The organism is Heyndrickxia acidicola (genome assembly GCF_001636425.1).
GTDB classification, from domain to species: Bacteria; Bacillota; Bacilli; order Bacillales; family Bacillaceae_C; genus Bacillus_AE; species Bacillus_AE acidicola.
Genome location: NZ_KV440953.1, coordinates 565,996 through 577,981 on the forward strand (window position 1 = coordinate 565,996; position 11,986 = coordinate 577,981).

Genomic DNA, 11,986 nt, shown 5'->3' on the forward strand with positions numbered 1-11,986 from the left:
ACCGAAAGGAAGAATAGAGAAAATATCGATCTCTCGGTAAAGTCCCAAGTTAATTAAAAATAAAAATTGGTTGGAACGGATATGCACATAAAAAGCTTTACTCATATGTTTGATTTTATGGGAAAAGAGGCAATCCTTACTAATGAGGTTAATCCATTGCATACTTAGGTTTGAGGTGAAAGGTATTTATGAACTATTTATATTATCTGCTTTCCAATCGCTTAGTCATCTTAGTTTTATTAATCGTTAATATATTGGGAACAGCCTATGGGTTTTACTGGTACGGCTGGCAGCTGGCAGACACTCCTGTCCAATTTCTGGCTTTTGTACCAGACAGTCCAACAGCAAGTTTGTTTTTTGTAATTGTTCTTGTTTCTTTTCTTCTGAAAAAAAACGTGCCATATATTGAAGCTCTGGCTATTGTGACTTTATTTAAATATGGGGTATGGGCGGTTGCAATGAATATATTGACACGTATAGTTGACGGCAGCTTAGCCTGGCAGGGTTATATGCTTATCTTTTCGCATGCCTGTATGTCTTTAGAAGGTCTGCTCTATTCTCCTTTTTATAGGTTGAGATTAAGACATTTAGCAGTAGCTGCTGTTTGGACTTTACATAATGATATTATTGACTATGTTTATATGCAGTTTCCAAGATATGAAAGTCTGTATTTGTACATAAGGGAGATAGGATATTTTACCTTCTGGCTAAGTATTGCTTCTATTGGAATTACGTATTATTTGACTATCAGAAAAGGACGCCTAAAATGGTCCTTATTACCTTAAAAAGGGGTTCTTTTTGATTAGACAAAAGTGGTCTACTCTTGTCCTACTTATCATACACTTTACTAGTAGTTTGAGGGGGGACAAGAATGAAAGTAAAGGTCGTTTTTCTTCTGTGTGCCATTTTCTTGCTGGCGTTCGGAAATGTATATGCTGCGAATACAAGTGTTCAGTCGCCGCCGCTTACAAAGCTTGATGATGTAGCTGATGAAGCACTGCAAATGACAAAGCTGGGAAGGTACGACGAAGCAAAACAGCTTCTGGATTACTTTTCTTCCATTTTTACAAGTGAAACGATTAAGGCGCGCCAGTTTTCAATGGATGAATTGCGTGTTTTGACTCTTTCGCACGATTCGGCTTTACGATCTGTAACGAGTATGCAGTCTTCCCCTGAGGATAAGCTCAATAAAGTCACTACTTTCCGTCTCGTTACAGATGCCTTAAACTCCAGATATCAGCCTCTCTGGACGGATATGGAATCACCGGTCATGTCCGCTTTTGATGAAGCGAAGGCTGCGGCTAAAAAAGGAGATATAGAGGCATACTATTTTCGGCTAAATCAATTTCTGGTTCAATACAATATTATTGAACCATCCTTGAAAGTGGATATTCCGTTTGAAACTGTTCAAAGGCTGGATGCGGAAGTTAACTATCTTGACAACTATAGAACTAGTGAAGGTACGGACAGACAGCTGAAACAAATGAATCAGCTTGGGACTGATCTTAAAGATGTGTTTAACCAGATGTCGCAAGATCAAACGGATCCTTCTTTATGGTGGGTAATTTTCACCACTGGAGGAATCATCATTCTGACTTTATCTTATGTCGGATGGAGAAAATATTTAGGACAAAAACTAGATCGCCATCAGAAGAATCGAAATGATTGACCATTTTCGATCTTTCTAATAAAATGGTTGTATTAACATGAACACGGAGGCTGAAATGGGAGCATATTTGATTTACTATATTATCATATTAATCATACCAATTTGGGCTCAGTTTAAAGTTAAAAACACGTTTAATAAGTATACAAAGGTGCAATCTACCTCAGGGATGACCGGCGCAGAAGTGGCGAGAAGAATCCTTGACGAGAACGGATTATATGATGTCAGAGTATTAGAACATAATGGATTTTTAAGTGATCACTATAACCCGGCAAATAAAACGGTAAATCTGTCAACAGATAACTACTTTGGAGGTTCAATATCAGGAACAGCGGTTGCTGCTCATGAGGTTGGCCATGCAATACAGGATAAACAAGGCTATGCCGCTCTTCGTTTTCGCCATTCTCTAGTGCCTGTTGCCAATATAGGGACAAATGCTTCTTGGATCTTCATTATGATTGGCCTGTTCTCCCATTTGTCGGGAATGCTCCTCCTGGGAATCATTCTTATGTCTCTGGGAGTGCTCTTTCAGCTTATTACACTGCCAGTAGAATTCAATGCTTCATCCAGAGCTATGGACCAAATTGTGACACTTGGGATTATTAATAACCGCGAAGAGCATGAGGCGCGGAAAGTATTAAATGCAGCTGCCCTGACATATGTTGCTGCTGCTGCAGTTGCTGTATTAGAGCTTTTAAGGCTGCTTTTCATATTCTCAAATATGTCCAATAATAATAGACAATAGTTCTGGAAAAGGGATGATTTTAGAATCATCCCTTCCTTTTTGAATCGGACCTTTTTTCTCGCTTTGTTGCCATAAATAAATGATTAAAGTATTAGTATAAAAGCAAGTGATTTGTTTACGAAAAAATGCAGCGCAGACTGAAAAAAGGAAGGATTTTATTAAATAGTTCATAAGCAGCAATGAATCTGAAAGCAGACTGTGCATCGGAATACCAGCCATTGAACTAGGTTAAGAATGGGTAAATTATTTTTAGTATTTATATCATAAACAAAAAGGGAATGTTATGTTTATACATAGTGATGGAGGGATTTATATATGTACACGCTTTTTACACACAATGATTTAGACGGTATAGGATGCGGTATTCTTGCTAAACTGGCCTTTGGGGAACAGATTCATGTCTATTATTGTTCTATTTCCAATCTGAATTCCCGCGTGGAGATGTTCTTGGAACAGGAAAATCAAGAGAACACGTTAATCGTGACAGATTTATCTGTAAGCGAAAAAAATGAAGAAAAAATTTCTGCTTTTGTCCAGGCTGGAGGAAACGCAGTATTGATTGATCATCATAAAACGGCTGAGCACCTTAACCGCCATGATTGGGCGCATGTTCAGACACAGGAGGAAGAGGGAAAACTCGCTTCTGCCACTTCTTTATTTTTACATTATTTAAAAGAAAAGCATAATATACATTTCACATCTGCACTGTTCCAATTTGTTGAATTGGTCAGGTTATATGATACGTGGGAATGGGAAAAGAATCAAAACCTGGAAGCCAAAAGACTGAATGACTTATTTTATATGTTTTCAATAGAGGAATTCGAAGAAAAAATGCTGAATAAGCTTCGTATGCAGGGAGAGTTTTGTTTTGATGAATTGGAAACAAAACTTCTGGATATTGAGGAAAATAGAGTTGAGCGCTACATAAGAGGGAAGAAAAGAGAAGTGTACCAGGCTCTAATCCACAATTATAATGCCGGAGTCGTACATGCTGAATCCTATCATTCGGAACTGGGGAATGAGCTTTCGAAGGAATTTCCTCATCTGGATTATATCGCCATTATTATGGCTGGAAGGAAAAAGATAAGCTTTAGGACAATTCATGACCACGTAGACGTCTCTGAGATTGCAGGGGAATATGGAGGCGGGGGCCATAAAAAGGCATCAGGCTGCCAATTAACACCGGAAGCATTTGTTTCTTTCGTGGATAAGACCTTTCATTCAGAGCCTTTAAGACAAGATGCGCATAAAAATCGGTTTAATATAAAAGAAAATGAATCAGGAAGCCTGTACAGCAATCCTTCAGGTGAATCCTTTTTTATTTTTTATCAGGAAGAAAAGGGTTGGGGAATTGAAAAGAAACATAAGGAAATCTCTTGGTATACATCCTTTTATGAAGCGGAAAAGGATATAAAGCTTCATCATGCTGCTTTCCTGGTTACAGATGATAAGTTTGTAAGCTACTTGCTTGGGATTAAAGCAAAGATAGGGATCCATGAATAAGAATTAATTATAAAGACATTTTCTTCATAAATATAGGTTTCCGTTCATCAACCAATGAAGTCTTCGTCTAACTCCAGAAAATAGGCACTGCAATTTATGCAGTGCCTATTTTTAGTCGGCTGAACCATGGTATGACTAATTATACCTCAATCGGTTTTTTATTCTCATCAAGGGTAAAGCCTTCACCCAGTACGTCATGAACTTCAGTAACGGAAACGAAAGCATGCGGATCAATTGAACTGATGATGCCTTTTAAACGGACAATTTCGTTTTTGCCGACTACACAATAAAGAACATCTCTGTCTTGTTTGCTGAAAGAGCCATGACCTCTTAAAATGGTTACGCCTCTGTCCATAATCTGATGTATTTGGGTAGCAATTTCATCATGTTTTTCAGAAATGATAAAGGCTCCTCTAGCGGTATAGGCCCCTTCCTGCATAAAATCAATTACACGGGCTCCAACAAAAACAGCAACCAGTGTGTACATTGCTTGTCTATAATTTAAGTAAGTCAGAAGGGAAAGGATAATTACACATGCATCAAACATAAACATTGTTCTGCCCATTGCCCATCCTTTATATTTAAAGGCTACCCTCGCAATGATGTCTACTCCACCTGAAGTACCTCCAAATCGAAAGATAATTCCGAGTCCAATACCGATAAAAACCCCTGCAAATAAAGCGGCCAGGAACATATCGTCACTTAAAGGAATATGAAAATGATAGCGTTCAAAGATCCATAAGAAAAGAGAAGTTCCTACTGTTCCAATGATTGTATAAAGAAATGACTTTCTGCCAAGAAGCTTCCAGCCAATTATAAAGACAGGAATATTGAGTACAAGATTGGAGTATGAAGGATCTATATGAAATAAATTCAAAAGAAGAAGTGTGATACCGGTAAAACCGCCTTCTGCTAATTTATTTTGAATATTAAAGTGAACAACACCAAATGCAAAGATTGCTGCCCCCAATAAAATAAAAAAGATGTTTTTCAATTTTAATCCTGATAACATATGTTGTCCCCCTGTGTGAATTTCTTTATCTGTTGTATAAAACATTCTCTTCATTAAATGTGTATATTTAAGTCCTCTCATTTAAAGGATATCAGATTTCACTCTTTTGTGGTACTTAGTATATACTTAACTCGTGTTAATATTGCGGTGTTTATCACAGGGTCCTATTATATAAGAAGAAAAGAGCAGTGGCAATAAGGAGGATTCCTGTTTTTTGAAGGACCAGAAAGTATACTCGCTGTGTTTCCTTTATCATACTCGAAGATTCTGAAATCCGACGCCGATGAGCAAGGCACTTGTGCTTTTCTTCTGTCTAGCTCCAGCGCCTATCGGCTAGCGGATTTCTACGTCTTCTCCCTGCGATAAGTCAACATCAGCTCGTGAGTGACCTCGCTGTGTCGTCCTTTATCTCAGTCGAAGACTCTGAAATCCGTACGCCGATGAGCAAGGCGCTTGTGCTTTTCTTCTGTCTAGCTCCAGCGCCTATCGGCTAGCGGATTTCTACGTCTTCTCCCTGCGATAAGTCAACATCAGCTCGTGAGTGACCTCGCTGTGTCGTCCTTTATCTCAGTCGAAGACTCTGAAATCCGTACGCCGATGAGCAAGGCGCTTGTGCTTTTCTTCTGTCTAGCTCCAGCGCCTATCGGCTAGCGGATTTCTACGTCTTCTCCCTGCGATAAGTCAACATCAGCTCGTGAGTGACCTCGCTGTGTCGTCCTTTATCTCAGTCGAAGACTCTGAAATCCGTACGCCGATGAGCAAGGCGCTTGTGCTTTTCTTCTGTCTAGCTCCAGCGCCTATCGGCTAGCGGATTTCTACGTCTTCTCCCTGCGATAAGTCAACATCAGCTCGTGAGTGACCTCGCTGTGTATCCTTTATCTCAGTCGAAGACTCTGAAATCCGTACGCCGATGAGCAAGGCACTTGTGCTTTTCTTAAGAGCTACCATTTGTTTTTCCTGTAGTATTTAGCTAACATTAGTGTGAGGTGTATGACATGGAAGAGAATAAATCCATCCGGCAAATGCAATTGGAAGTGGATCAATACATAGGTCAATTTAAAGAAGGCTACTTTAGCCCGCTTGCCATGATGGCAAGACTGACTGAAGAATTGGGCGAGCTTGCCAGGGAAATTAACCATTACTATGGAGAAAAAACCAAAAAATCAACTGAAAAAGAAAAAACGATTGAAGAAGAACTTGGTGATGTCCAATTTGTTCTAATGTGCCTGGCGAATTCGCTGGATATTGACATGCAAAAGGCCCACGACCGGGTTATGCACAAATTTAGCACAAGAGATAAGGATAGATGGACGAAAAAAGATACACAGTTATAATGGAGCAGGAGGAATTGAAATGAATCTTACGAAGGTAATTATTGCAGGGCCGCGTGGAAGAATGGGAAAAGAAGCTGTAAAAATGGTCATGGCAGCAGAAGGGTTTGAATTAATAAGCGTACTTGATCACAAGCATGAAGGCAAGCTTCTTTCTGAGGTAGACGAAAATGCATACGCAAATGTACCTATTTATACCAATTTAGAAGAATGTCTGCAAAAAAGCAATGCAGATGTACTGATTGATCTTACTACTCCTGAAGTGGGTTATTTACATACAAAAACAGCATTACAATATGGCGTTCGTCCTGTCGTCGGAACAACCGGTTTTACTGGCCACCAACTAAATGAGCTGAAAGAAATAGCGGAAGAGAAGAAAATTGGCTGCATCATAGCCCCTAATTTCGCCATTGGTGCCGTCTTAATGATGAAATTTTCAAAAATGGCGGCAAAGTATTTCCAAGATATAGAAATTATTGAACTTCATCATGATCAAAAATTAGATGCTCCATCAGGAACCGCAGTGAAGACGGCTGAAATGATCTCAGAAGCACGCCGAAATAAGGAGCAGGGCCATCCTAATGAAAAAGAAACGATAAAAGGAGCAAGAGGAGCAAATGTCGATGGCATGCATATTCACAGTGTAAGGCTGCCGGGATTAATCGCCCATCAACAGGTGTTGTTTGGCGCTGATGGACAGACGTTAACCATTCGCCATGATTCATATAATCGCGATTCCTTTATGTCAGGCGTTAGCGTATGTGTTGAAACAGTAATGAAATTGGATACTTTAGTGTATGGATTAGAGAATATATTAGATTAAAACGCAGGACCAAAAGAAATTAAAGGAGTGATCCACTTGAATATTGCACTAATTGCCCACGATAAAAAAAAGGATGATATAATCCGTTTTTCGACAGCATATAAACAAATCTTCAGCAAACATACGCTTTTTGCAACTGGCACAACCGGTAAAAAAATAATGGATGCAACAGGTCTTCAAGTTCATCGTTTTCAATCCGGCCCTTATGGGGGAGACCAGGAAATTGGGGCGTTAATTGCTAAAAATGAAATGGATCTGATTATCTTTCTGAGAGATCCGCTTACAGCACAGCCGCATGAACCTGATGTATCCGCTCTTCTTCGTTTATGTGACGTATATAGTGTTCCTCTCGCAACTAATTTGGGTACAGCAGAAGTACTGATAAGAGGACTTGAAAAAGGTGATTTGGATTGGCGCAAGGTGGCAAGAGGTGAAAAAAAGGAATGAAGCCTTCAATTGATATTTTGGCTTTTGGAGCCCATGCTGATGACGTCGAAATCGGCATGGGCGGTTCCATTGCTAAATGGGCAGCAATGGGGAAAGAGGTGGTGATCTGTGATTTAACAGAGGCAGAGTTATCCTCAAACGGCACAGTCGATTCAAGGAAAGACGAGGCGAAGAAAGCAGCCGAACTGCTTGGCGTCAAAGAACGCATTGGCCTTACCATTCCGGATCGAGGTCTTTTTCTGAGGGATGAGTACATAAGAGAGATTGTTGAAATAATAAGAAAGTACAGACCTTTAACGGTGTTTGCCCCTTTTTTTGAAGACAGGCACCCTGATCACGGCCATTGCGGCCGGTTAGTAGAAGAAGCCTTTTTCTCAAGTGGGATCCGCAAATATGCTCCCGAACAAAATTATGAATATTACAGACCGCAAAGCCTTTATTACTATATGATAAATGGCTTTCACCATCCTGATTTTGTTGTGGACGTAACAAATTATATGGATATAAAAATTAATAGCCTGAACGCTTATGAAAGCCAATTTCAACTCGCTGAAAATGGGGTGAAAACGCCGCTTACAGATGGGTATATAGAATCGGTCAAAGCACGCGAAAGGTTATTTGGAAAAGAAGTGAATGTAAAATACGCAGAAGGCTTTCTTTCTAAAAAGCCATTATTAGTCGATCTGGATGTGATTAACGAATGGAAAAGAAACTAAGAATCGGGATTACCTGCTATCCAACAGTCGGAGGTTCAGGGGTAATCGCGACAGAACTCGGAAAGATTCTGGCTGAAAGAGGACATGAAATTCATTTTATTACTTCCAGTATGCCATTTAGACTGAACCGAATGTATCATAATATTTACTATCATCAAGTAGAAGTCAATCACTATTCTGTTTTTCAATATCCTCCATATGACATTGCACTTGCAAGTAAAATGGCAGAAGTTGTCAAAAGGGAAAAACTGGATATTTTGCATGTTCACTATGCAATCCCGCATGCCATATGTGCCATACTGGGCAAACAAATGGCCGGAACAGATCTTAAAATTGTGACGACGCTTCACGGAACGGATATTACCGTACTTGGCTATGATCCATCTTTAACCGAATCAATCCGTTTTGGGATTGAGAAATCGGATGCAGTAACAGCTGTTTCAAATGCCCTGATTGAACAGACACGTGAATTGATTAATCCTGATAAGGATATTGAAACGGTCTATAACTTTATTGACGAGCGGGTATTCAAAAAGGTGGACTCCGAGCATTTGCGTGAGGAATATGGAATCCTGCCTCATGAAAAAGTATTGATTCATGTTTCAAATTTTAGAGCTGTGAAAAGAGTACAGGATGTTGTAAAAACGTTTGCGAAAGTTATACAAAAGGTTCCTTCAAAGCTTCTTCTTGTTGGGGACGGACCGGAAATGACGGTGGTCTGCCGCCTGGTGAAAGAGCTCAATCTTGAACCATATGTATTGCTTTTAGGAAAGCAGGACAAACTGGAAGAATTATATTCTATGAGTGATCTTATGCTTCTGTTATCTCAAAAGGAAAGCTTTGGACTGGTGGCACTTGAAGCCATGGCATGCGGAGTACCCTGCATTGGTACGAATATTGGGGGAATACCTGAAGTTATTGAGAATGGAAAAAATGGCTTTGTTTGTGACCTGGGAGATATTGATCATTTTTATGAAAAGGCACTTTACCTCTTACAGGATGACGCTATCCATAAACAGTTCTCGCAAAACGCTATGGAAATGGTTCACCAACGATTCCGCTCAGATAAAATAATCAATCAGTATGAAGATATTTATAATCGTTTATTAAAAAGTGAACCAAAGGTGAGGCATCCTTATGCATGAACAGTTTAAAAAAGCAATTCCTATTTTAAAAAAAGTGGAAGAGGCAGGCTATGAAGCCTTTTTTGTAGGAGGTTCCATTCGGGATTATCTTTTAGATAGGCCCATAGCAGATGTGGATATCGCTACGTCTGCAACTCCAGTTGAAATAAAGTCCATTTTTCCGAAAACCATCGATGTGGGGATAGAGCATGGGACCATCATGATACAGGAAAATGGAGAAACCTATGAAGTGACAACATTCCGCTCTGAATCTGATTATCAGGATTTTAGACACCCTGGTGAGGTTCGATTTATCCGCTCTTTGGAAGAGGATTTAAGACGCAGGGATTTTACCATGAATGCCATCGCCATGAATCGTTTTGGCGAAATACAAGATCCATTTAATGGACAGGCAGATCTTGAAAAAAGGCGTATTCAAACAGTGGGACCTGCTGATGAACGGTTTAACGAGGACGCCTTACGAATGATGAGAGCAGTCCGATTCGTAAGCCAGCTGGGCTTTATACTCGATCCTCAAACGGAAGCGGCACTTTGCAAAAATGCCTGGCTATTAAAGAACATATCAATAGAACGGATTACTGCAGAATTTCAAAAGCTTCTTAAAGGCCCCCATAAAAAGCAGGCATATGAAATCTTGGCAAAAACTGGATTGTCCACAATGCTTCCTGGTATGGAAGAGGGCAAAACAGCTCTGGAAACATGTACTGCCTATCAAATGGATCTATTAAATGAAAACCAGCTTTGGCTGCTGCTGCTTTTTGAAATGAATCCCAAGGATCCAATGGATTTTTTAAAGAAGTGGAAGCTTCCGTCTAAGAAGATAAAGTATCTTTCCAGTTTGGCAAGAGGGTTAAAACTGCGCATGAAAAAAGAGTGGACGATACCAGCGTTGTTTGAAGTTAAAAGGGAAGCCGCAATGGATATTGAGGCTGTCTATGCAATCCTTCAGAAAAAATCTCCTGAAGAATTGCTGCCCAGTATTGAGAAATTGTTTAATCAAATGGTCATTAAGGATAAAAGTGAAATTACAGTAACTGGGACTGATTTGATGGATTGGTACAATAAGCCTGCAGGTCCTTGGATAAAAAAAGCGTTACATGAAATTCAAAGGAGCATTCTTTTGAAAAAAGTAAAAAACGATAAAGGTGCAATAAAGGAGTGGCTTCAAACATGCAGTCAACCACCAGAAAGCGATTATTAGAGGCTTTCTCTGCGGCAGATGGCGAATTTTTGTCTGGACAGGCCTTGGCAGAAATTATCGGATGTTCAAGAACAGCGATTTGGAAGCATATCGAAGAGTTAAGAAAAGATGGTTTTGAACTCGAAGCCGTTCGTAGGAAGGGATACAGAATTATTACAACACCTGAAAAAGTAAATGAAAATGAAATCAGGCTTGGCCTGCAAACAAAAGTTCTTGGACAGTCTATTCACTATTTGGAGTCCACAGAATCCACCCAAAAAATTGCCCATCAGCTTGCAATGGAAGGGTGCCCGGAAGGAACGCTTGTCATTGCAGAGGAACAAGTGAACGGAAGGGGCAGATTAACCAGGACATGGTATTCTCCAAAGTACACAGGAATATGGATGAGCCTTGTGCTGCGGCCCAAACTTCCTCCCATTATGGCTCCTCAGTTCACACTTATTGCAGCAGTAGCGGTGGTGCAGGCTATTGAAGAAGTATGCGGACTTTATCCTGGTATCAAATGGCCGAATGACATCCTTATGGGCGGCCGAAAGGTAACCGGTATTCTTACAGAGCTTCAGGCAGATTCTGACCGCATTAACGCAATCATCATTGGGATCGGCATCAACGTAAATCAGGAAAAAGAAGATTTTCCAGAAGAGCTTCGCCACATTGCGACTTCTTTATTTGTAGAAAAAGGAGAGAAAATCTCAAGAGCCGGACTTGTCCAGTGCATCTTATTAAAGCTTGAAAAATATTATCAAATATATATGGATAGAGGCTTTGCTCCTTTAAAAATACTTTGGGAAAGCTACGCACTAAGCTTAGGGAAAAACATTATTGCCCACACTCTGACTGGAAAAATATCTGGGCGTGCTGTAGGTATATCTGATGAAGGCGTCCTTAAAGTAGAGGATGGGAACGGACAAATACATGATATTTATTCTGCGGATATTGAAATGATGCCCTAAAAAAAATATGAAGAGTTTTTCAATCTTGATTTGCAGGATGTTTTCGCCATTAAAGCGATTTTCCCAATGAGCAGCATCACACATTTTTCGGACTCATTTTTAATAAATAGGCTAATGTTAAAGAACTCTGTTGTATTTTTCTCATTCGTGTGAAACCTACGTTTCACACGCCTTTTTAGCGCAGGTAAAAGAATGAGCTAAAAAACGAGCAGTTTTCAACATAGAAAATTAACAGAGCTAATAAATAATAATGGCGGGATATATGAATATTTGTTATACTCTCTTTGGGTAGTATCCACATGGAACTGCACCTTGCAATGTATGAAATTAATTAAATAGTTCTGCCTTGATCCGCTAAGGACGGGGACAGAGGGTCGAAACAAAATGTGCAACTATTCAGGAGCCTTCTGCCTTTGTGGAAGTGCTCCTTTTCTGTATGAGTTT

At 39.8% G+C, this 11,986-nt stretch carries 12 protein-coding genes; 11 read left to right on the forward strand and 1 reads right to left on the reverse strand.

Annotated features, from left to right (window positions below):
- Nucleotides 1-188 precede the first annotated feature (188 nt).
- The 4 genes from lhaT to A5N88_RS02665 all read left to right on the forward strand — a co-directional run bounded on the left by lhaT (nucleotide 189) and on the right by A5N88_RS02665 (nucleotide 3,914).
- Complete coding sequence (gene lhaT / locus A5N88_RS02645) at nucleotides 189-785, forward strand: lipoprotein heptaprenylglyceryl N-acetyltransferase LhaT (RefSeq protein WP_066262712.1); 597 nt, start codon at nucleotides 189-191, stop codon at nucleotides 783-785.
- Nucleotides 786-871: 86 nt separating this feature from the next.
- Complete coding sequence (ypjB, locus tag A5N88_RS02650) at nucleotides 872-1,669, forward strand: sporulation protein YpjB (protein WP_066262714.1); 798 nt, start codon at nucleotides 872-874, stop codon at nucleotides 1,667-1,669.
- A gap of 55 nt (nucleotides 1,670-1,724) precedes the next feature.
- On the forward strand, nucleotides 1,725-2,411 hold the full coding sequence (locus tag A5N88_RS02655; protein ID WP_066262716.1) for a zinc metallopeptidase: 687 nt from the start codon (nucleotides 1,725-1,727) through the stop codon (nucleotides 2,409-2,411).
- A gap of 315 nt (nucleotides 2,412-2,726) precedes the next feature.
- The gene (locus A5N88_RS02665) at nucleotides 2,727-3,914 is read left to right on the forward strand and encodes a DHH family phosphoesterase (RefSeq protein ID WP_066262718.1); all 1,188 of its coding nucleotides are present in this window, start codon (nucleotides 2,727-2,729) and stop codon (nucleotides 3,912-3,914) included.
- A 139-nt stretch (nucleotides 3,915-4,053) separates the two neighbouring features.
- On the opposite strand, the gene A5N88_RS02670 is transcribed toward A5N88_RS02665, so the two are convergent.
- The gene (locus A5N88_RS02670; RefSeq protein ID WP_066262720.1) at nucleotides 4,054-4,926 is read right to left on the reverse strand and encodes a YitT family protein; all 873 of its coding nucleotides are present in this window, start codon (nucleotides 4,924-4,926) and stop codon (nucleotides 4,054-4,056) included.
- Nucleotides 4,927-5,921: 995 nt separating this feature from the next.
- On the opposite strand from A5N88_RS02670, the gene A5N88_RS02675 reads away from it, so the two are divergent.
- Genes A5N88_RS02675 through A5N88_RS02705 form a run of 7 tightly spaced genes read left to right on the forward strand, consistent with a single transcriptional unit; the run spans nucleotide 5,922 to nucleotide 11,542 of the window.
- On the forward strand, nucleotides 5,922-6,260 hold the full coding sequence (locus tag A5N88_RS02675) for a nucleotide pyrophosphohydrolase (RefSeq protein ID WP_066262723.1): 339 nt from the start codon (nucleotides 5,922-5,924) through the stop codon (nucleotides 6,258-6,260).
- A 19-nt stretch (nucleotides 6,261-6,279) separates the two neighbouring features.
- Entirely contained in the window at nucleotides 6,280-7,080 is an 801-nt protein-coding gene (gene dapB, locus A5N88_RS02680) for a 4-hydroxy-tetrahydrodipicolinate reductase (protein WP_066262730.1), read from the forward strand.
- 36 nt (nucleotides 7,081-7,116) lie between these two features.
- A complete protein-coding gene (mgsA, locus tag A5N88_RS02685; protein ID WP_066262733.1) occupies nucleotides 7,117-7,527 on the forward strand; it encodes a methylglyoxal synthase in 411 nt (136 codons plus the stop codon).
- Nucleotides 7,524-8,243 (forward strand): bacillithiol biosynthesis deacetylase BshB1, encoded by a 720-nt coding sequence (gene bshB1, locus A5N88_RS02690; RefSeq protein ID WP_066262736.1) that lies wholly within the window; start codon nucleotides 7,524-7,526, stop codon nucleotides 8,241-8,243. Before mgsA ends, bshB1 begins: the two co-directional genes overlap by 4 nt.
- The gene (gene bshA, locus A5N88_RS02695; RefSeq protein ID WP_066262737.1) at nucleotides 8,228-9,388 is read left to right on the forward strand and encodes an N-acetyl-alpha-D-glucosaminyl L-malate synthase BshA; all 1,161 of its coding nucleotides are present in this window, start codon (nucleotides 8,228-8,230) and stop codon (nucleotides 9,386-9,388) included. The genes bshB1 and bshA overlap by 16 nt, the downstream gene beginning before the upstream one ends.
- Nucleotides 9,381-10,589: a CCA tRNA nucleotidyltransferase gene (locus A5N88_RS02700; protein ID WP_066262745.1), complete on the forward strand. Its 1,209-nt coding sequence runs from the start codon at nucleotides 9,381-9,383 to the stop codon at nucleotides 10,587-10,589. Before bshA ends, A5N88_RS02700 begins: the two co-directional genes overlap by 8 nt.
- Nucleotides 10,559-11,542: a biotin--[acetyl-CoA-carboxylase] ligase gene (locus A5N88_RS02705; RefSeq protein WP_066262750.1), complete on the forward strand. Its 984-nt coding sequence runs from the start codon at nucleotides 10,559-10,561 to the stop codon at nucleotides 11,540-11,542. The genes A5N88_RS02700 and A5N88_RS02705 overlap by 31 nt, the downstream gene beginning before the upstream one ends.
- Nucleotides 11,543-11,986: the final 444 nt, after the last annotated feature.